18 protein-coding genes are annotated in these 20659 nt (G+C 70.5%); 9 read left to right on the top strand and 9 right to left on the bottom strand.

The window, feature by feature from the left end; translation table 11 throughout:
- Positions 1 to 340 (top strand): S-layer homology domain-containing protein (locus tag WD250_06580; protein MEX2619866.1); only part of this gene is annotated, 340 nt, incomplete at its 5' end.
- 37 nt (positions 341 to 377) lie between these two features.
- Here the strand turns inward: WD250_06580 and WD250_06575 are convergent.
- Positions 378 to 782 carry a hypothetical protein gene (locus tag WD250_06575; GenBank protein ID MEX2619865.1) on the bottom strand — a complete coding sequence of 135 codons (405 nt, stop codon included), beginning with the start codon at positions 780 to 782 and terminating at the stop codon, positions 378 to 380.
- 38 nt (positions 783 to 820) lie between these two features.
- Positions 821 to 2707 carry a nickel-dependent hydrogenase large subunit gene (locus WD250_06570; GenBank protein MEX2619864.1) on the bottom strand — a complete coding sequence of 629 codons (1887 nt, stop codon included), beginning with the start codon at positions 2705 to 2707 and terminating at the stop codon, positions 821 to 823.
- Between the two features lie 247 nt (positions 2708 to 2954).
- Between WD250_06570 and WD250_06565 the strand changes: the two genes are divergently transcribed.
- From WD250_06565 to WD250_06555, 3 genes are all read left to right on the top strand, one after another.
- A complete protein-coding gene (locus WD250_06565) occupies positions 2955 to 4169 on the top strand; it encodes an XRE family transcriptional regulator (protein MEX2619863.1) in 1215 nt (404 codons plus the stop codon).
- Positions 4170 to 4375: 206 nt separating this feature from the next.
- Entirely contained in the window at positions 4376 to 5137 is a 762-nt protein-coding gene (locus WD250_06560) for an EamA family transporter (protein ID MEX2619862.1), read from the top strand.
- Positions 5138 to 5263: 126 nt separating this feature from the next.
- Positions 5264 to 7276, top strand: a complete 2013-nt coding sequence (locus WD250_06555) for a bifunctional diguanylate cyclase/phosphodiesterase (protein ID MEX2619861.1) — start codon at positions 5264 to 5266, stop codon at positions 7274 to 7276.
- On the opposite strand, the gene WD250_06550 is transcribed toward WD250_06555, so the two are convergent.
- Positions 7258 to 8364: a class I SAM-dependent methyltransferase gene (locus WD250_06550; protein MEX2619860.1), complete on the bottom strand. Its 1107-nt coding sequence runs from the start codon at positions 8362 to 8364 to the stop codon at positions 7258 to 7260. The two genes, WD250_06555 and WD250_06550, sit on opposite strands and share 19 nt — an antisense overlap.
- Before the next feature lie 157 nt (positions 8365 to 8521).
- Here WD250_06550 and WD250_06545 point away from each other — a divergent pair, with 157 nt between their 5' ends.
- Together WD250_06545 and WD250_06540 are read left to right on the top strand one after the other, a co-directional pair.
- Positions 8522 to 8965: a winged helix-turn-helix domain-containing protein gene (locus WD250_06545; protein MEX2619859.1), complete on the top strand. Its 444-nt coding sequence runs from the start codon at positions 8522 to 8524 to the stop codon at positions 8963 to 8965.
- 73 nt (positions 8966 to 9038) lie between these two features.
- Complete coding sequence (locus WD250_06540; GenBank protein ID MEX2619858.1) at positions 9039 to 10070, top strand: hypothetical protein; 1032 nt, start codon at positions 9039 to 9041, stop codon at positions 10068 to 10070.
- A gap of 48 nt (positions 10071 to 10118) precedes the next feature.
- Here the strand turns inward: WD250_06540 and WD250_06535 are convergent, their stop codons facing one another.
- From WD250_06535 to WD250_06525, 3 genes are all read right to left on the bottom strand, one after another.
- Positions 10119 to 11474 (bottom strand): bifunctional diguanylate cyclase/phosphodiesterase, encoded by a 1356-nt coding sequence (locus tag WD250_06535; GenBank protein ID MEX2619857.1) that lies wholly within the window; start codon positions 11472 to 11474, stop codon positions 10119 to 10121.
- Positions 11366 to 12916 carry a PAS domain S-box protein gene (locus WD250_06530; protein ID MEX2619856.1) on the bottom strand — a complete coding sequence of 517 codons (1551 nt, stop codon included), beginning with the start codon at positions 12914 to 12916 and terminating at the stop codon, positions 11366 to 11368. Before WD250_06530 ends, WD250_06535 begins: the two co-directional genes overlap by 109 nt.
- A gap of 62 nt (positions 12917 to 12978) precedes the next feature.
- Positions 12979 to 15972: an ATP-binding protein gene (locus WD250_06525; GenBank protein MEX2619855.1), complete on the bottom strand. Its 2994-nt coding sequence runs from the start codon at positions 15970 to 15972 to the stop codon at positions 12979 to 12981.
- Between the two features lie 156 nt (positions 15973 to 16128).
- Here WD250_06525 and WD250_06520 point away from each other — a divergent pair, with 156 nt between their 5' ends.
- Positions 16129 to 16923, top strand: coding sequence for a Rieske 2Fe-2S domain-containing protein (locus tag WD250_06520; protein ID MEX2619854.1), 795 nt, complete (start codon positions 16129 to 16131; stop codon positions 16921 to 16923).
- 15 nt (positions 16924 to 16938) lie between these two features.
- On the opposite strand, the gene WD250_06515 is transcribed toward WD250_06520, so the two are convergent.
- Positions 16939 to 17499, bottom strand: coding sequence for a DoxX family protein (locus WD250_06515; protein ID MEX2619853.1), 561 nt, complete (start codon positions 17497 to 17499; stop codon positions 16939 to 16941).
- 164 nt (positions 17500 to 17663) lie between these two features.
- On the opposite strand from WD250_06515, the gene WD250_06510 reads away from it, so the two are divergent.
- Positions 17664 to 18530, top strand: coding sequence for a ComEC/Rec2 family competence protein (locus tag WD250_06510; GenBank protein ID MEX2619852.1), 867 nt, complete (start codon positions 17664 to 17666; stop codon positions 18528 to 18530).
- Positions 18520 to 18789, top strand: coding sequence for a DUF3006 domain-containing protein (locus WD250_06505; protein MEX2619851.1), 270 nt, complete (start codon positions 18520 to 18522; stop codon positions 18787 to 18789). The genes WD250_06510 and WD250_06505 overlap by 11 nt, the downstream gene beginning before the upstream one ends.
- 36 nt (positions 18790 to 18825) lie before the next feature.
- On the opposite strand, the gene pdhA is transcribed toward WD250_06505, so the two are convergent.
- Both pdhA and WD250_06495 read right to left on the bottom strand, forming a co-directional pair.
- Positions 18826 to 19920 (bottom strand): pyruvate dehydrogenase (acetyl-transferring) E1 component subunit alpha, encoded by a 1095-nt coding sequence (gene pdhA / locus WD250_06500; protein ID MEX2619850.1) that lies wholly within the window; start codon positions 19918 to 19920, stop codon positions 18826 to 18828.
- Positions 19917 to 20531, bottom strand: coding sequence for a class I SAM-dependent methyltransferase (locus WD250_06495; GenBank protein ID MEX2619849.1), 615 nt, complete (start codon positions 20529 to 20531; stop codon positions 19917 to 19919). The genes pdhA and WD250_06495 overlap by 4 nt, the downstream gene beginning before the upstream one ends.
- Positions 20532 to 20659: the final 128 nt, after the last annotated feature.

Genomic DNA, 20659 nt, shown 5'->3' with positions numbered 1-20659 from the left:
GCACGCTGGGATCTGTGCGGGGGGCCGCCCGCGAGGGCGGTCCCTACCGCGATCCGATGGCAGCTACGGCCCGACCGTGGCGGTGCGCCGTGACCAGATGGCGTCGTTCCTGCTGCGCGCGGCGGCGTTCGCCGCAGCGGAGGACCTGGCGAGCCAGACCCTGGCGTTCCCCGACGTCGGTGCGGGCAACCCGCACTTCGCCAACGTCAACGGGGCGGCGCAGGCGGGGTTGGCCTCGGGGTTCGCCGATGGCACCTACGGGCCGGGTGCGGGGGTCCGCCGCGACCAGATGGCCACGTTCGTGGTCCGCCTCCTGGCCCACCTCCACGGCAGCGACTAAGCCTCCGGACCCGCCGGAGCCAGCGGCTGCCCCGCGGTCACGGTGCGTCGGTCCGTCGCCAGGCCTCCCACCCGTGCACGATGCGCCCACTGCTGGAGCCCACCGGCTCCTCGGGTCGGGCGTCCTGCAGCAGCGTGTCCACCACGAGCTCCTGCAGTCGTTCCTCGTGGGTCAGCAGCCGGGCGGCGGACAGGGCTTGGTACAGGTACGTCCGGGCGGCCGCGTGCCCCGCCCGCGCGTCCCGGTCCCTCCCGGACGCGACGGCGTCGGCGGCTCGACGGAGATGGCCGACCGCGATGTGGATAGGGCACACGACCTCCTCCACCCACGTGGGATGCAACGCCGTGATCACGGCGCGGTATCCCGACGCGCTGAGCGCGGGTTCGGCGACCAGGGTGTCATAGGCCATGCGGGCAGGGCACTCGCTGACATCAGTGCTCACGGCGTCCTCCATGTCGTCACCGACTCCACTGCGTGGCGTTACTCGAGGGTGCATGAGCAGGAGTTGACCTCCCGCGAGATGACGCCCCTGCCCGTGTCCACGTGGGTGGTGCACGGCATGCAGGGGTCGAAGCTGCGGATCGTCCGCAGGATGTCGATGCCCTTGAGGTTGTCGTCGCCGTTCTCCTCCAGGATCGGTGTGTTGATCACGGCCTGTTCGTAGGGTCCGGGCTGGCCCCAGGGGTCGCGCGGCGCCGCGTTGATCGTGGAGGGCGTGTTGATCTGGTAGTTGACGATGCGACCCTTGTCGATCGTCATGTGGTGGGTGAGCCACCCCCGGGAGGCCTCCCAGAAGCCCACGCCCCGGCGCTCGTCCTTGGGCACCTTGAACTGGGTGAACGCCCGGGTCTCGCCACGTCGCCAGTAGTCGTAGGCCTCCATCAGCACCGTCAGGGCGTTGGCCGCGTGCCAGCTGACCGACATCGCGCGGGCGCGGGTGCGCTCGAACGCGTTCAGGCGGTCGGGCACCTTCCAGAAGATCTCCATCTCGGGCAGCTCGCCGCGGGGCAGGCGCATGCGCAGGCCGTCGCCGGTGGCTTCCACGAAGTCGCTGGAGGGGGCCTTCTGCGCCAGCGCGGTGGTCCACATGCGCCCGTACACGCCGGTCTCCACGACCTGGCGGTCCCAGCGGGGCGCGGTGTCCCAGGTGTACTTCTCCTTGAAGTCACGAGCCCCGGGCTTGGGGATCGTGATCTTGTTCCACGCGTGGTAGGGCGAGACCGGGTTGCCGATGGGGTCGGTCTGGTAGCGCTGGCCCTGGCCGCTCCACTCCTCGTAGAAGGAGTGCTCGACGAACTCCTCAATGCCGGTGTCGATCGTGGTGAGATCGGTCGACAGGAGCTCGCCGTTGATGATGATGCCCGGCGAGGCTCGGCGCAGGTTGCCCCAGTTGTTCATGTTGGCGTAGGTGCCGTCGTAGGCCTCGGGGTCGTCCCACGCGCCGGGCTGGATGATGTTGATCGGCCGGTTGCCGACGTCGGCGTAGCGGGGGTTGCACTCCAGGAAGAAGTCCAGGATGTCGTTCCACCAGCCCTGGACCCGCTTGGCGTAGTCGATGAACCCCATGAGCCGCGAGTTGTACTCGTTGAACGTCGAGGTGGTGATGGTGGTGGTGACCCCGCCGGGCACGAGCGTGGAGGGGTGGGGGAACTTGCCGTAGAACAGGTTCACCATCTCGCGGCCGAGGCGGGTCATCTGGATGGCTTCGAGGTAGATCTTGCCCGTCAGGGGCGCCATGGCGTCCATGATGTCTTTGATCGTCTCGTAGCCGTGCAGCCCCGAGTTGGGCGCGAGGGTCTTCTCGGCCTTGCGCACGATCTCGGGGTTGGTGACCTCCACCAGCGGGGTGGAGTAGTCCGGGCCCGCCAGCAGGCCCATGTGGATCGGCGCGTCGTAGAGCATCTCGGCCAGCTCACCGAGGTTGCGCGCGATCACGCCCATGGGTGGGGGCCGCACGCCAAAGGCCATGTCCATGCACTGCGAGGAGCAGGTGGCATGGGTGCCGCCGCACACCCCGCAGGCCCGCGAGGTCAGGTCGATCGAGTCGCGGGGGTCGCGGCCTTCCAGGATCAGCTCGTAGCCGCGGAACAGCATCGCCATCGAGTGGCATTCCGTGGCTTCACGCTTCTCCAGGTCCATCTGGACGTGGATGGCCAGGGCGCCGGCCACCCGGGTGATCGGGTCGATCATCCAGTCGCGGACCTTGGGCTCGGTGGCCACGGCACCGCCGGCGACGCGGGCCGGCTTGGCCTTGGTGAAGCCCTTCGGCTTCACTGCCCCGTCGATCGCCCAGGGGTTGCCCACGCCCTCCTTCAGGCTGGCCTTTCCCTGGCCGTCGAATTCAACTGGTAGGTTCTTAAAGCACATCGAACGACTCCTTGGGCTCGTGACAGGGCGAGGAGCGGTCACCTGACCGCGCGTTGTGGCACGCTGGAGACGCCATCGACGGCGACCTGCGACCTGTCCCACCGTGGTCGGCGGGACGAGGAGCGGCATGTCGGCGAGGGTCTCCATCCGGTCGGTGTGGCCAACACCCACCGGTATGAAGTCAGACTACTGCCTAAGACGAAAACATCAAGGGCTACTTCATATTGGTCCAGAAATAGGGCGCGCGATGGCGATGGATACGCCGACGACCATGCAGGAGATCGTCGACGAGCTCACGGGGGGCCTGCGCACCGGCGACAACGTCGTCTTCCAGGTCGGCGAGGAGGCGGACGCCGACCTGGTGCTGGCGAGTGCCCTCCAGCCTGGTCCCGACCGCGCGCCGCTCGTGTTCATCAGCTTCGCCATCTCGCCGGGCGAGGTCCACCGGCGGTTCGCGACGGGCTGGGATCCCGAGCGCCTGTTGCTCGTGGACTGCGCGGGGATCGTGGACGCCGAGGCGGCGCCCCCCGGCGTGCGCGTGCTGCACCTGGCCGGAGCCACTCTCCCAGATGTCCGCTCCATGCTCCAGCAAGCCATGCTGGACCTCGGGCCGGGCACCACTTACGTGTTCGACGGGCTCACCGCGATGCAGCAGCGCTGGAGCGCGCAGGATGCGCTGTCGCTGTTCGTCTGGGCGTGTCCGAAGCTGTACGAGGAACGCACCATCGCCTACTGGACGCTGGAGCGGGCCGCGCACACGCCCGCGTTCCTGGCCAAGCTTGCGCAGGTCACGCAGGTGGTGATCGATCTCGGCCGCGAGGGGGAGCGGCAGTGGATGGAGCTGCGCAAGGCCCAGGGTCGCCCCGACGACCTGCTCGACGGTCGGGTCGAGTTCGTCGCGGAGGGCGACACCGTGCGGCTCGTGGAGCGCACGCCGCTGGACAGGCCGCGTGTGGGCCGGCTCATCAAGCAGCAGCGGGTGGCCGCCGGCTTGACGCAAGCCGAGCTGGCCCGGCGCGTGGGGGTGACGGCGAGCGGGCTGTCCCAGATCGAACGCGGGCACACCGGAGTCTCCGGCGAGGTCCTCATGCGGGTGTGGGCGGCGCTGGGCGTGCCGGTCGGCGAGCCCGATGCCGGGCAGTCGACCCACCGGGTGTTTCCGCGCAGCGATCGCACGGCCGAGGAGGCCCAGTCGGGCGTGCGGGTCGAGACCATCGTCGAGTCCCTCGACATGGCGCTGTACGTCGTGGAGTGTCAGCCGGGAGCGTCGGGAAACCGCCCGTTCTTCAGCACCAAGCGCCGGGAGTACGCGGTCGTCCTCGACGGCCTCCTCCAGCTGTCCATCGGCCAGAGCGACGAGACGCTGCAGCAGGGCGACGCGATCCTCATCACCGAACCCGTGCGCGCGTGGCGCAACCCCGCCGACGTCTCGGTGCGCGCCCTGTGGATGCTGCCGAAGTAGCCGGGGGAGGGGGTGCCCGGCGCCGGCGGCGCAGCGCTTGAGGCGTCCGAGATCCTGTGCCCGCACCAGGTCCGCGATGCCCATGGCGGCCTCGGTGCCCAACCGGTCGACCAGGGGCGCGTCCGGCGTGGTGAGGTGCAGGTGCCAGTCCCACCCGTCGTGCCTGGTGAGCCGCGGCAGGGCGCTGGCATCCGCGCGCCGCCGCGGTGCGCACCGTGGTCCTCTACGGCGTCGTCGCCATGGCCGGTGTGCAGCTCGGCTTCTTCAACGCGGTCCGCACCCTGGATGTCGGCGTCGCCCTGCTGATCGAGTACCTCGCCCCGGTGCTGCTGCTCGCCTGGACGTCCCTGCGTCAGCGTGCCCTGCCGGGGATCCCCACGCTCCTCGGCGCGGCGCTGACCCTTGTGGGGCTCGCGTTCGTACTCGAGCTCACCGGCCAGGCGTCCCTCGATCCGGTCGGGGTGGCGTGGGCACTGCTCGCCGCGGTCTGCCTGGGGGCGTTCTTCGCCATCTCCGAGCAGCGAGACGTCGACCTGCCGCCACTGGTCATGGCGGCCGGCGGCACGGCCGTGGGTGCCGTGGTCATCGCGCTCGCGGGGGCGGTGGGGCTGGTGCCGCTGGCCTTCGCCACGTCGGACACGGTGCTGGCCGGCGCGCCGGTGAGCTGGGTGGTCCCCGCCGGCTGGCTCGCCCTGGTCTCGACGGTGGCGGCCTACCTGAGTGGGATCGGCGGCATCCTGCGGCTCGGCACCCGGTCCGCCTCGTTCGTCGGTCTCACCGAGGTGCTCTTCGCCGTGCTCGTGGCCTGGGCGCTGCTCGCCGAGCTGCCCGGTCCGCGCCAGCTGATCGGCGGGGCGTGCATCCTCGGGGGAATCGTGGTGATCCGCCGCCAGGAACGCCTCGGAGGCCCCCGCCCGATCCCGTCACCTCCGCGGGCTGGGCCGTACCGATCCGAAGCCATGCGCTAGTCATATGGGGGGGTGAAAGATCATCCCATCGGGTCATTGGGGCCTTGGTCCGTTCGACCGACCCTGTAGGAGCAGGCGGGGCCCTCAGAGGAAAGGAACGCGGTCATCGACACGGCAACGGTGGCCATGGTCGCCCTGGCCGGCAGCGTCGGCGCCGGCTACTTCGTCATCGCGCTGGTGGTCGCTCCCAGGATCCGGATGCCGAGCGCCCCGCCGGCCGTGGTGCTGATCGTCCGCGGGGCAGCGATCATGTTCTTCCTCGCCTGCGGGTTGACGCACCTGCACATCGTCGCGCACACCCTGGGCATCGGCGGCCGGGTGTACCCGGTCGAGGGGCACGACCTGATCGTCCATGTGGCGCAGGCCGTGGGTGCCTGGCTCTTCATCGTGGGAGCCGCCCTGAAGCTCGAGCTGCACGTCGTGCCGTCGGAACGCTCTGCCAAGCAGCGTGATATCGCCCGCGCCCAGCTCGCGGACGAGCAGGTGATCACGGCGGCGTTGAAGCGGCGGACCGCCAGGGCGTCGGCGTTGGCCAGCATCAGTGAGCGGGCACTGGCCGAGCGCGACCTCACCGCCTTCGCCCACGACACCGCAGAGGTCGTCCGTGGGACCCTGCCCGAGCGCTGCACGGTCACCTTGGCCGGCGAGGCTGCGGTGGGGGAGGCGTCGGGCTCCGATCGGCACCCCTTGGTGCTCAGGAGCGCCGGCGACCCGGACGACGCCGACCGGGAGTTCGTCAGCTCGGTCAACAACGTGCTCGCCAACGTGGGACGACGCCTGCACCTGGAGGAGCAGCTGCGCCACCGGTCGCTGCACGACCCGTTGACGGGCCTGCCCAACCGGGTCCTGCTGTTGGACCGGCTGGGGGTGGCCCTGGCCAGGCAGCGTCGCGGCGACGGCCCCTTCGCGGTGCTGTTCGTCGATCTGGACGGGTTCAAGCAGATCAACGATACGCTGGGGCACGACGCCGGTGACCGTCTGCTGGTCGAGGTCGCCGCTCGCCTGAGCGCGATCTGTCGCCCACAGGACACGCTCGCCCGCCAGTCCGGTGACGAGTTCGTCATGGTGTGCGAGGCCACCACCACCGAAGCCGCCGTGGGCATCGCCCAGCGAGCCGTCGACAGCCTCAGCAAGCCGTTCTCCCAGCGTGAGGGCGCCGCCCGGGTGACGGCCAGCGTCGGCGTCGCCATCAGCGACGGCGCATGCGATGCGGAGGAGCTGGTGCGCCGCGCTGACGCCGCGATGTACCGCGCCAAGCAGCGCGGTCCCGGTGAGATCGAGACGTACACGAGCGCGCTGCGGAGCCAGGCCGTGCGCAGTGACCAGTTCGATCAGGATCTGCGACACGCCATCACCAGGGGCGAGCTCTCGCTCGTCTACCAGCCGATCGTGGCTCTGGCAGCCCCAGGCGAGGGCGACCGGGTGATCGGCGCTGAAGGGCTCTTGCGGTGGCACCACCCGGTCGACGGGCTCGTCTCGCCGGCGCTCTTCATCCCCATTGCGGAGGCCCGCGGGCTCATCGGCCCGATCGGTGACTGGGTCATGACCCGGGTCTGCGCTCAGGCGGCGCGCTGGCGCGCGCAGATGCCCGACGACCACGATCTGCTGGTCGCCATGAACCTGTCGGTGTGCCAGCTCGCCGAGCCGGACTTCGCGGCCAAGGTCACCGCTGCCGTGCGTGCCGCCGGTGCACGTCCCGAGGATCTCGTGCTCGAGCTCACCGAGACGGCCGTCATCGAGGGCGACCAGGCGCTCGTGGCCACCCTCTGCGAGCTGCGATCGCTCGGGTTGCGCATCGCTCTCGACGACTTCGGCACCGGCTACTCCAGCCTCACCCATCTGCGCACGCTGCCCCTGGACATCCTCAAGGTGGATCGCTCCTTCGTCGCCGGGCTGGGTCAGCGCGGCACGGAGCAGGCCATCGTCACGGCGTTGGCCGCCCTGACCCAGGGCCTCGGGATGCAGGTGGTGGCCGAGGGCGTGGAGACCGTCGAGCAGCTCCAGGCCATCCGCCATCTCGGGTTGGAGATGGCGCAGGGCTACCTGCTCGGCCGTCCCATGCGCTCGGCCGAGGTCGCCGATCTGCTCCCCGCCGCCGGTCGGCCCGCCGCCGGGTTCATTCACGGGCGGCACACGTAGTAGGCGTTCTGGGGATCGTGGTCGAGCGTGTGCACCTCGATCTCGCTGAACCCCGCGGCGGTGAACAGCGCGCGGGCTCGCTGACGGCCCCACATCGCGCCCAGTCCCACGCCGCCGCGCGCGAGCGACACCGTCATGCAGTGCAGGCACGAGATCGTGTAGAGGAGCGGGCCGATCGGGTGCTCGATGTCGCCGTGGTGCGTGCTGGTCGCGTCGATGTCCTGGGCGAGGTAGACGCCGTCGTCGGCGAGCATGCGGCGGATGCCCGCCACCACCGCCTCGGGGTCGGCCTGGTCGTGCACGGCGTCGAACGTGGTGACGAGCCCGGCGGCGCCCGGCGGCTCCTCCGCGGTCAGGTGCGCGGCGTCGTGGGCGTGGAACGCCACGTTGTCCAGGCCGCGGCTGGCGGCGGTGTCCCTGGCGTAGCCCACAGCCTCATCGGAGAGTTCGTAGCCGACGAACGTGCTGTTGGGGAACCAGCCGGCCATCTCCACCAGGGCCCGCCCGCGGCCGCACCCCACGTCGATGACCCGGATGCCGCGCTCGAGCCGATCTACCAACCCCGGCACGAGCGGCAGGATGTGCTCGCGCAGCGCCGACAGGACGGTCTGGGCGCTGTCCTCCTCCATCACCTCGTGGAAGCGCGGGTAGGCGGCGTAGTCCACGCCGCCGCCGTGGCGGAACCGCTCGACGATGGCGTCCTCCACCGCGCCGAGCAGCGGGACGTACTGCGCGAACACGGCGAGGTTCTCGTCCCCTGCCCGGGTGAGCAGCCGCGCGTGCTCGCCCGGCAGCGCGTAGGTGCGCGTGTCGGGGTCGTGCTCGACGATCCGCCCGGTGACCATGGCGCCGAGCCACTCGGCGACGTAGCGCTGGTCCAGGCCGGCCTCGTCGGCGAGCGTCTCGACGGTGGCCGCACCGCAGCGGGCCATCGTGTCGAACAAGCCGGTGCGGTGGCCGATGGAGACCATGAGGCTCAAAGCCCCGTGGTTCAGCAGGGCGACCATCTCCTCCTCGAACGCCGCGGCCCGCTGCTCGTCGAGCGGTTCGGGGCGGACGGAAGCTGGCGTGGTGGTTGTCGGCGTCATGATGCACTCCTTCGATGGTTTCGTCGCAGCTGCGTGGCTGCCGCGGACCTGACGGGACCACCGTGCGCGCCCGACCTTGCGGCGCGGTCACGGCTCGCGTACATCACGGCCGCCCGCGGCGTACGCTGGCCGGACGCGGAGGAAGGACGCGGCTGCCGTGCAGTTCCGGGTGCTCGGGTCACTCGAGGTCCGTCGGGGTGATGCACCGGTGGCGATCGGCAGTCGTCGCCAGCGGGCCGTGCTGGCCGCGCTGCTCGCCGACGTCGGACAGGTGGTCCCGGTCGATGCGCTCACCGAGGCGCTCTGGGGCGCGCAGCCTCCGGCCGACCCGCGCAACGCGATCCAGACGTACGTGGCGCGGCTGCGCGAGCAGCTCGGTCCAGGCACCCTGATCGTCACCCGCGCGCCCGGCTACGCCCTGGAGGTCGAGCCGCACGAGGTCGACGCCCGGTGTTTCGAGCAGCTGCTGGACGAGGCCCAGCGCCGCAAGGCGAACCCGCAGCGGTGCGGGTCCTGCTCGACCGCGCGCTCGGGCTGTGGCGGGAACCGGCCTACGCGGAGTTCGCCGACGACGTTGCGCGGTCGGAGGCGCTGCGGCTGACCGAACGGCGCCGCGTCGCGGTCGAGGAGCGTGCCGCGGCTCGATTGGCACTGGGGGGCAGGGGCGGTACCGGATGCTGCAGCCACTGCGCGCGTTCGCCCGCCAGCGGCTGGCCGACCGGGGGGAGCTCGGTATGGTCGCGGACCGCCATGCGGCACTGTTCACCGAGCGCGCCGAAGAGGCCGGCGGGCCACCGCTGAGCGATGCGGGCCGGCGCTGGCTGGAAGGCGCCCTCGACGACCTCCGCGGGGCCCGTCGGCGCGCCCGCCGCAGGGCCGACACCGCACTGCTCGGCCGCCTTGTCGCCGCGCTGTACCGCTTCGACTACTGGCGTCCCGGCGGGGAGCTGCTCGGCTGGGCCGAGGACGCACTCCAGCTCGAGGGGATGGACGACGAGCCCACGGCACCGCAGGTGTACGCGGCCGCGGCGACGGCGGCCTGGCGCCGCGGCGACCTCGATCGGGCCCGGCGCCTCGCCGACCGTGGGGTCGACCTCAGCCCGGGTCCCGACGACCCGGCCATGGCCGTCCCGTTCGAGGCGCTGGGTGACGTGGCCAACTTCCAGGGACGGCTGGCCGAGGCGGAGGCAGCCTTTCGGGAGCAGGCACGGCTGGCGCGCCTCGGCGGCGATCCAGACGGCGAAGCGCTGGGCCTGGCCAGCGGCGCCCTCGTGGTGGCCTACGCGGGCTGCCTCGCCGAGGGGGCCGGCCAGGCTGATGCCGCGGCCGATGTCGCCGCCCGGGCCGGGCCCGCCGCACGGGCGTTCGCCCGCTACGCGCAAGGCGAGTGCCGCGCGGAGACCGCGCCCGAGGAGGCCCAGGCGATCCTGGACGAGGCCGGGGCCCTCGCCTCCGCGTGCGGGGCCTCCTTCGTGGAGACCATCTCCCGGCTCACCGGGACGAGCCTGCAGGGGCGATACGGCGACCCGGCGGCCGCCCTGCCGTTCTTCGCCGACGTCATCGATGGCTGGCGGCGCAGCGGCAACTGGACCCAGCAGTGGACCACACTGCGCAACTTCGTCGAGCTGCTCGTTCGTCTGGAGGCCGACGCGGTCGTCGACCTTGCCCTGACGACCATCGCCGATCTGGCAGCCTGGCACGCGTGAGCGCCCGGCCCCCGCCCCGCCGGGCGACATGAGCCCACGTCGTGTCACCTACGCCGATAGCTTCACAGCCCCAGCCCCAGGGAGGCGCCCGTCACAGCCCTGCAGCAGTTCGGTGAACTTGTCTGCCTCGATCGCGGGACTCCACAGGTAGCCCTGAGCGAGGTCGCAGCCGAGCGCTTTGAGCTCACCGAGCTGCTCGGGGGTCTCGACGCCTTCGGCGACGGTGGTCAAGCCGAAGCTGCGGGCGAGGTCGATGGCAGCGGTGACGAGCGCACGATCCTGAGGGTTGGTCGTGATCCCGCTGACGAACGTGCGGTCGATCTTGAGGATGTCGACAGGAAGCTGCCGCAGGTTGGCCAGTGACGAGTAGCCGGTTCCGAAATCATCGATGGCGAACTGGACGCCGTGCTCACGGAGCTCGTCGATGGTGGCCTGGACGGAGGGGTCGCTCATGAGGCCCGATTCGGTGATCTCCAGGTGCAGACATGCGGCGTCGAGGCCCGTGTCGGCCAAGGCTGCGAGGACCGTGCTGGTCAGGCCGCCGGATACGAACTGCCGCGGCGACACGTTGACCGAGAGCACGAACGGGGTGGTGGACAGGTCCGCCCAGGCGAGCCCAGCAAGGCAGGCCTTCTTCAGGATGTGTCTGCCGAGATGGTCGATGAGGCCGACGTCCTCGGCCAGTGCGATGAACTGATCGGGGGCGACGAACTCACTGGTATGCCACCACCGTGCGAGGGCTTCCACGCCGATTATCCGGTCGGTCGCCAGGTCGATGATCGGTTGGTAGTACGCCTCGATCTGGTCGCCATCGAGGGCGCCACGGAGATCGGCGGTGCGGTCGAGGTGGTCCTGGGCTTGCCGCTGCATGGCTTCGTCGAAGAGCGCGACACGGTTCCGTCCGCTGTCCTTGGCCCGGTACATCGCGGCATCCGCGTCACGCAGGAGGGCGGTGCCATCAGTCTCGGAATCGCCTACCGCGATCCCGATGCTCGCTGTGGCCATCAGCTCCACCGACTGCAGCGGTACGGGCGCATCCAGGGCGCCCTGGATCCGTTCTCCGATCGCCAACGCCGTCAGTGCACCGTCGATGTCCGGGCTGAGGATCGCGAACTCGTCGCCACCGAAGCGCGCCAGGGTGTCGGACGGGCGCATGACGCCGCGCAGACGGCCGACCACCGCGATGAGCAGTTCGTCGCCGACGTCGTGTCCGAGGCCGTCGTTGACGAACTTGAACCGGTCGAGATCGAGGAACAGCACCGCGTACGGCTGACCGGAACGTCGGGCGGACAGCCTCACCTGGTGGAGGCGATCGAGGAACAACGTGCGGTTCGGCAGCTCGGTGAGCGGGTCGTGTGTCGCCAGGTGCTCGAACTGCGCGTTTGCTCTGGCGCGTTGGAGCATGAAGTCGAGATGGTTGGCCACATCGTTGACGAACTCGTGCTCGTGCGAGGGAGCGCCGTCTGGTGCTCGTTCCAGACGGCTATCGTCGCGGCTTCGCCGACCTCGGCACGGATGGCCCCGTCGGTTGGGCCACCGGTCGGTGCGGTGTCCTGCTCGTCGGACCAGATCACCCGGGCGTGCCACTCACCGACCCCGAGGACCCCGGTGATCGTGGTCTCGGCGGCTCTGGCGACCGAGGCGACGTCGTCGGCAGCCAACGCGTAGCGGCCGAGTTCGGCGACCGCGGTCTGCTGGGCAGCACGGCGGGCGAGCAGGTCCTGGGCGGAGGTCAGATCGGTGATGTCCGCTGACACGCCGATCATGCCGCTCAGCGCTCCGGAGTCCTCGTCCTGGATCGGCGAGTTGGTGACCAGCGCCATGAACGTCGAGCCGTCACGCCGACGGACGTTGAACTGCCCCGACAGCGTCTGTCCGGCGGCGACCGCAGTCATGATCTCCTTGCCCCGGTCGGCGTCGCCCGTGGGGATGGTGACTTCCGAGATCGGTCGCCCGAGCACCTCCTTGGCCGGCCAGCCGTAGATCCGTTCGGCTGCCATGTTCCAGTACCGCACGTTGCCGTCGAGGTCGGTGGCGATCACGGCTTCCCCGACCGCCTCGAGCAGCTGCGCCTGGAATCGTTGGGTCGCTTGTGCCTGTCGTTCGGCGGTGATGTCGGCGAGGGTGCCGACCCAGCCGGCTCGTCCACCGTCGCCGTCGGGGATCGAACGTGTGGTTGCAAAGACGATCCGAGGCCCAGAGCCGGGCCGGTCGATCTCGAACCGGTATCGCAGCGCCGCCCCGTCGGCCAGGGCGACCGCGTGCTCCGCTCGTGAGCCCGCATCCACGATCGAGTCCCAGTCACGCCCGACAGCATCCTTCTCCGATATGCCGGTGATCTCACTCCAGCGGGCGTTGGTGTAGATGTAGCGGTTGTCCTTGTCGGTCTGGAAGATGCCGATCGGCGCCGCATCGGTCAGGAATCTCAGCTGGTCGGCGGTCTCCTGCACGACTTTGGCTCTGGCAGCGAGAAGTTGCGCATTGAGGAAGACGTGGGCGAAGAACGAGACCTTCGAGCGCAGCTCCGACGGGGGGACGGGAGCGAAGAGGAAGTCGACCGCACCTCCCGCGTAGTGATCCACCTGCCCGATCTCGTCACCGTTGAGAGCCGTGACGAAGATGATCGGGGTCATCTCGGACTGCCACCGCTGCCGGATCAGCCTGGCCGTCTCGAAGCCGTCCATGTCCGGCATGGTGACGTCGAGCAGGATCACGGCGAAGTCCTCCGCCATCACGCAGCGGAGCGCGGCGACGCCACCGTCGGCCTCGACGACCCGATGACCCAACGGGGCCAACGCAGCCTTCATGGCGATGCGCTTGGACGCGGTGTCATCGACGATGAGCACCGGGGCCGACCGCAGGGACGAGGGCGGCGTGGTGGCCGGAAGGGACGGATCGGCGGGCCCTGTCATGGTGTCGGGGCCGCCCGCTGCAGCCACGGCTCGAGCGACGTGAGGAGTTCGTTGGTATCAACAGGCTTCGGGACGTAGTCGTTGGCTCCGGCGGCGATGCAGCGCTCGCGCTCACCGGCGACGACCTTGCCCGTGACGGCGATGATCGGGAGATCCCCCAACCCGTCGAGACTGCGGATCGCACGGATGGTCTCGTAGCCGTCCATGACCGGCATCATGATGTCCATGAGCACGATGTCGACCGTGCCTCCACCGTCGAGGAGGATGTTCAGGGCGGCAGCACCGCTCTCAGCCGTGATGACGTTCGCCTTGGAGCGTTCGAGCAGTGCGGTGAGCGCGAAGAGGTTGCGGAAGTCATCGTCGACGACGAGGACCCGGGTCCCACTGAGGTCTCTGGGGGCACGGCGAGCAGAGGGACCGCTGCTGGGTAGCGGGGACGGCTGTGCGGGCACCTGTTCCACCTTTGCGGCAGGTGGTGGGACGGTGACCGGTGCTGCAACCGCCGCGGCGGGTCGGGCAACGACCGGTGTCGGCTGCGTCGCTGGCTCATCCACGGGCAGGAACACGGTGAACGTGCTCCCTTGGCCAGGTGTGCTTGCAACCGTGATCTCACCGTGGAGCAGGGCTGCCAGCTTCCGGCTGATCGTGAGACCGAGGCCCGTGCCGCCGTAGACGCGATCCGTGGCGCCATTCGCCTGTGCGAACTCCTCGAAGATCCGAGCCTGGTCCTCGGGCTCGATCCCGATGCCGGTGTCACTGATCGTGAACGCGACGACCGCGGACGCCTGCTCCAGCGAGGGGTTGTCCACGCTCCAGCCGGAGTCCGCTGCTGCAATGCGGACGGTCACCCGGCCGTGTGCGGTGAACTTGAAGGCGTTCGCCAGGAGGTTCTTCAGGATCTGGCGCAGGCGTAGGGCATCGGTAGCGATCGTCGCGGGACACCCTGGTTCGGCCCCGATGGCGAACTCGAGGCCTTGGACCGTGGCAACCGGCTCGAACTCCTTGCGCAGCGCCCCGGAGATCGCCTCGATCTGAACCTCGGCGACGGTGGTAGCAACCGTTCCTGACTCGGCCTTGGCGAGATCGAGGATCCCGTTGAGCAGGACCATCAGGTCGTTGCCGGAAGAGCGGATGACGCTGGCGTACTCGACCTGCGTGGCCGTCATGTTGCCGTCGGGGTTGTCCTCGAGCTGTTCGGCGAGCATCAGCAGGCTGTTCAGCGGCGTACGCAGCTCATGGGACATGTTCGCGATGAACTTGGACTTGTACTTCGAGGAGAGCGTGAGCTGACCGGCCTTCTCCTCGAGGAGGCCCCTGGACTCCTCGAGCTCGCGGTTGCGGTGCTCCGCCTCCGTGTTCTGCGCGGCCAGGAGCTTCGCTTGACTGCCGAGGTCCACGTTGGATTCGCGCAGCTCCTCCTGCTGGGCGCGCAGCTCCTCCGCCGACGACTGCGCTTGCTCCAGCAGGGTCTCGGTGAGCGTGTTGGCCTCGAGCGTGTTCAGGACGAGGCCGATGCTCTCTGTCAACTGATCGAGGAACGTCAGGTGGATCTCGGTGAAGGCGGTGACCGACGCGAGCTCGACGACAGCGCGGACCGACCCATCGAACAGGATCGGCAGCACGACGATGTTGAGCGGAGTTGCTGCGCCCAGTCCCGAGTTGATCCGCACGTAGTCGCCGGGGACCTCGGTGATCAGGATCCGCTTGCGCTCCTTCGCGCACTGGCCGACGAGACCCTCCCCGAGACGGAACGAGGTCGACAGCTGCCGTCGCTCCTCGTAGCCGTACCCGGCCTGTAGGGACAGCACCGGGTCGGTTGCCTCGGCCGAGCCGGTCATCGCGTAGAAGACGCCGTGCTGGGCGGAGACGAGCGGAGCGAGCTCGGAGAGGATCGTGCTCGACACCGTCCCGAGGTCGCGTTGTCCCTGCAGCATGCGGGTGAAACGTTCACGGTTGGTCTTGAGCCAGTCCTGTTCGTGGTTCTGGCGTGTCGTCTCGCGCAGGTTGCGGATCATCTCGTTCAGGCTGTCCATCAGCACAGCGACCTCGCCGCTGGCTTCGATGTTGACCTGCCTCGTGAGGTCTCCCTCCGTGACGGCAGCCGCGACCTCCGCGATCGCACGGACCTGGTCGGTGAGGTTGGCCGCGAGCTGATTCACGCTGTCGGTGAGGTCCTTCCAGACGCCACTGATCTCCGTCGATCTTGCCTGGCCGCCCAACTCCCCCTCGACACCCACTTCGCGTGCGACACGGGTGACCTCGCCGGCGAACGCGTTGAGCTGGTCAACCATCGAGTTGACGGTGCTCTTCAGCTCGAGGAGCTCACCCTTGACGTCGACCGTGATCTTCGTGCTCAGATCCCCGTTGGCCACGGCCGTCGTCACCTCGGCGATGTTGCGCACCTGGCCCGTCAGGTTGCCGGCCATCAGGTTCATGCTCTCGATGACGTCCTTCCAGACCCCACGAACCTCGAGCGAGGAGGCAGCGGCCTGCCCGAGCTTGCCCTCGGTCCCCACCTCCCGGGCGATCCGCATGACCTCCGACACGAAGACGTTGAGCTGATCGACCTTGCCGTTCATGGTCTGCTTGAGCTGCAGGATCTCACCGTGCACGTCCGCAGACATCCGCTGGCTCAGATCGCCGAGGGCGACAGCACCGACGACACCCTGCACCTCCCTGATCGGACCAGCCAGCGCGTCGATGAGGCTGTTGACCGAGCCGATGCTCTCCGACCAGCCCTGGGTCTGTCCCACCAGCGTCGCCCTCTGGGCGAGCTGCCCCTGTGTGCCGACGACAGCGCTCACCCTGGCCAGCTCTCGCTCGAGCAGCTGGTTGGCGATGATGATCTCGTTGAGCCCGTCGGCGACCTTGCCGGGCACACCCGTCCAATCGAGTGGCATACGAGCGGAGAAGTCACCATCCTTGACGCGAGCGATCACCTGGAGGAAGGCATCGCCGGCGTTGTGGTCAACGAGGTCGTCTGGAGCCATTGACATCATGGTCCTTGTGCTGTCGTTTGGGTCTTGTGGTGACACCGGCAGCATCGGCCTCGTGCGAGCATGACTAAAGCCCTGAGAGCCCAAATCCTCAGTTTCCGCGATCGGGGCCCTACCCTGGACGCCCGCACCGTCTCACAGGAGCCAGCGATGGTCGACGTCCCCATGCAGCGCGCCCTGCCCAGCGACGAGCTGCCGATGCCGACGGCGACCGAGCACGACGCCGGCCAGGTCCGTCAGCAGGCCACGGTGGGCACGATCGCGGTCCCCGAGTACCGCGAGGTCGAGGTGGACGGGCGCACGGTGCTGCTCACCCGGCTGACCAGCGGGGAGATCATCGCGTTCGACTCCTACTGCCCGCATCAGGGGACCTCGTTGCGGCGGGCCACCATCTTCGGCGGGCTGGTCCGGTGCGAGCAGCACAAGTTCGTCTACGACCCCCGGACGGGCCGCAACGTCCTGCCGACGCGTGACGCGACGCCGAAGGCGCTGGACCGGCTCCAGCCCGGCTACCTGCCCACCTACGCCGTGGAGGAGCGCGAGGGGTGGGTGTGGATCGGGGCGCGCCCCAATCCACCCCCGACGGGTGACGAGCCGCTGCCGGAGGCACCGATCAGCGGCGCCCGCCCGGTCGCGCCGCCCACGGCCGACGAGCGGCCCGGTGAGCGCCCGCCGGAGACCGTCGACGTGGCGGCCGGCGAGGCGTTCGACCTCGATCTGCCCACGCAGTACCGCCCAAACCACCTGTGGCGCGTCGCGGTGGAGGGCGACGCCGTCGAGGTGCGGGGACAGCGGATGGACCAGGACGGCGACGGGACCCGCTACCTGGTGGCGGGGCTGGCCCGCGCCGCCGGCACCGCGACCGTGCGCTGCGACTACGCCAAGCCGTGGGACACCGACGTCTGGGAGAGCCGGACCTTCGTCGTGCGGGTGTCGTCGCCCTGAGGACGCTGAGCAGCGTCAGGCGGCGCGTCGCCGGGCGACGGCGCGGCCGGTCCGGGCGGCCTTGGCCTGACGGGTGCGGTCGGCGGCCTTGGCGGCCAGGCGCGCCTGGCGACGGGTCCGGTGGGCGGCTGCCTTGGCGTGCTCGGCGGTGTGGCGGGTGCGCCAGCCGACCCCGGGCCGGCCCTGGGTGTCCACCGCGGCGATGGCCAGACCACCGAGGATGCTCAGGTTCTTGAGGAAGTGGTGCTGCTGCTGCTGGCGCTGCGCGGGATCATCCACCTCCCAGAACCGGTGGGCGGCAAAGGTTGACGGCACGACCGTGAGGGCGAGCGCCATCGCGGACATCCGCGGGAGCCGCCCGACGGCGAGCAGGCTGCCCGCGGCCAGCTGGACACCGCCGCTGACGCGCACCAGCGTCTGGGGGTCCAGGTCGCCGAGGGGGGGCAGGGCGCTGGCCCTGGGTCCGACCCTCACGGCGTCGGGGTCCGCCGCAGCCGGGCGGCGGAGCTGGTCCAGCCCGCTCGGGACGAAGACCGAGGCGAGCAACGGGCGGGCGATGCGGCGCACGAGAGGCATACAACCTTCTACCACACCCGCGCCCCGTTGAACCGTCGCTGCCATGGCCTGCCGACGTGCCCGGGTGTGGCGCACGGGCATCATGGTCGGCACACCGACCGGAGGAAGCGACCGTCAGCCGTGCCGTCACCCCCCAGTCAGCCGGCCTGTGGGCCGGTCCGGTCGTGCTGCTCCTGCCGCTCCTGCCGCTCCTGCTCGCCGGCTGCGTGGCTGGCGTGCCCGCGCCCACCGAGGGTGAGCTGGCGGTCCACTTCATCGACGTGGGCCAGGGCGACGCCACCCTGCTCGTCGCGCCGGACGCGACGGTGCTGGTCGACGCGGGACGTCACACCGGCACCGACGTCGTCGAGTACCTCGAGCGCAGCGGGGTCCGCGCGATCGACGTCGTGGCCGTCACCCACCCCCACGCGGACCACCTCGGCCAGTTCGACCTGGTGATGGAGCGCTTCGACGTCGGCGAGGTCTGGTGGTCGCCGACCACCCACACCACCCAGACCTTCGACCGCGCCCTCGACGCCCTGGAGGCCTCGGACGCGACGTACGAGGAGCCGCGAGCGGGTGCGCGGACCGGTGTCGGGTCGCTGCAGTTCGCGTTCGTCAACCCCGTGGCGGACGCGGGGGACGGGGATCTGCACGATCACGGGCTCGCGTTCCGGGTCACCTACGGCAACGTGGCGTTCCTGTTCACCGGCGACGCCGAGGTGCAGACCGAGCAGCGGATGGTCGCCACGGCTGCGAACGCCCTCGCAGCCGACGTCTACCAGGTGGGCCACCACGGCTCGTCCACGTCGACCAGCGCGGCGTTCCTCGCTGCCGTGTCGCCGCAGGTGGCGGTCTACTCTGCGGGCCGGGACAGCCAGTACGGCCATCCGCACGACGAGGTCGTCGATCGTCTCACCGGCGCCGATGTGGCCGTCTACGGCACCGCCGCGCACGGTACGGTGATCGTGACCACCGACGGCGACGACCTGCGGGTGCAGACCGCGACCGGCGCGCCGCCCATACGCGACTCGGGGGACCGTGACGGATGACCCGCGGCACGCCGTCGTGGACCGCATCGTCGAGGGCGTCGCGGTCCTGCTCGTGGACCCCGACGAGCAGGAGCACCACCTGCCCGCCGACCAGCTGCCACCGGGTGCCGGGGAGGGGGCCTGGCTGCTCGTGACGGGCGAGGCGTCTGACCTGCGGGTGGTCGGCCACGACTCCGCGGGCGAGGCCGAACGGCGCGCCCAGCAGGAGGAGCGGCTCGCCCGGCTGCGCCGCACCAGGCGCGGCGGACGGTTCTCGTGAGCGAGACCGGTGTCCGGTGCCCTCGTCGTCCGCCGGTCAGCCCCCAGGGCCCTCCCCGAGCTCGTGGGCCAGGAGCGCCCGCTGCTCGGCGAGGGCCGTGGGGGGGTCGACGTAGACGTGCTCGAACAGCTCCAGCGGGTCGCCGTGTGGTGCGTCGAACACCGCGTCGCGTACCCGCCGGGCGTACAGCTCGGCCTCCTGGTCGACCTCGGCGCGGACGTCCTCACCGAGCAGCCCCTCGCGTTCCAGATACGCCGAGAAGCGGGTGATCGGGTCGCGGCCCTGCCACGTCTCGAGCTCGCCCGGCGGGCGGTAGCGACGGGGGTCGTCGGAGGTGGTGTGGGCCTCGGTGCGGTAGGTGACGGCCTCGACCAGGGACGGCCCGTGGCCGGCCCGCGCCCGGTCCACGGCCCGGCGCGTCACCGCGTAGGTCGCCAGCACGTCGTTGCCGTCGCACCGGTAGCCCGGCATGCCGTACCCGATCGCCCGGTGCGCGATGGTCGGGCCATGCATCTGGCGGGCCACCGGCACGCTGATCGCGTACTGGTTGTTCTGCACGAAGAACACGCAGGGCGCGTCGTAGACCGACGCGAAGTTCATCGCCTCGTGGACGTCGCCCTCGCTGGTCGCCCCGTCACCGATGCAGGCCAGGACCACCAGGTCGGCCTCGTCCAGACGGGCGCCCATCGCGAAGCCGACGGCGTGCAGCGCCTGGGTGCCGACGGGGATGGAGACCAAGCCGAAGTGGTGCGCGTCGGGCGCGTAGGTGCCGTGCCAGGTGCCCCGCCACAGGTGCAGGAGGGCCTCCGGTGGCACGTCGCGGACCAGCGCCATCCCGAGCTCCCGGTAGGACGGGACGATCCAGTCCTGACCCGCCAGCGCGTAGGCGGCACCCACCTGCGCCGCCTCCTGGCCCCGGGAGGGTGGGTAGACGGCGAGCTGCCCCTGGCGACCGAGGTTGACCGCCTGGGTGTCCAGTCGCCGGGCCAGCGCCATGAACCGGTAGAGCCGGCGGTAGTCCTTCTCGTCGAGCTCTGCGAGGTAGCCCGCGTACGCAGGGTGCTCGCGGACCACGGCGCCATCGACGAGCAGGCACTCCGGCACGGCCATGTCGGCCGGCACATCGCTCATGGGGTCACCGCCGGGCGCACGGCACGCACCACTGCCTCGACGGCGACCCGGCTGCCCTCCGCACGCTCGATGGTGCGCTCGACCAGCTCGGCCCGCTCGACCACGAGAGGGCCGACGGCGGCCGTGGCGACCGCGAGGTCGTACCGCCGTGCGGGTTCGGACGGACCCGCCTGGGTCGGTCCGGACGCGTCCTGCCCGTAGCCCACGGCGACCAGACGACCGCCAGGTGCCACGGCACCCGCGGCCCGGCTGAGCACGGCGGCGAGCACTGCGGTGTCCACCTGGAGGTAGGCGATGAGCACCAGCTCGAAGGCGCTCGCGGGCGGGTCCCAGGACTCCAGGTCCGCGTGGACCCACTGCACCGTGACGCCCCGCTGGGCCGCGAGCTCCCCGCCCTGCCGCAGGGCCTGCTGGGAGAAGTCGACGGCGGTGACGTCCCAGCCCCGTTCGGCCAGCGGGATCGCGTGCCGACCGCGCCCGCCCGCGAGGTCCAGTGCCCGGCCCGGGGGCAGGTGCAGAACCTCCTCGGCCACCTGGGCGCTGGGATCCTCGAAGGTGGGGGGGTCGTGCTCGGCGTACTGGCGGTCCCAACGCTGCGCGTCAACGACCACCGCGTCTCCCTTCGGTGCTGGGCTCCGCGTCCCGGTCAGGGCCGCGGCCGTGCCGGGATCGTAGCCCGCCACCGCCGCCCACCGCACCGTCACGGTCGAGGTCGACGTGGAGGCAATAGCATGGGCAG

The organism is Egibacteraceae bacterium (assembly GCA_040905805.1).
Taxonomy (GTDB): domain Bacteria; phylum Actinomycetota; class Nitriliruptoria; order Euzebyales; family Egibacteraceae; genus DATLGH01.
Note: the sequence above shows the minus strand (reverse complement) of the source record. Positions and strands in the feature narration are given on the sequence as shown.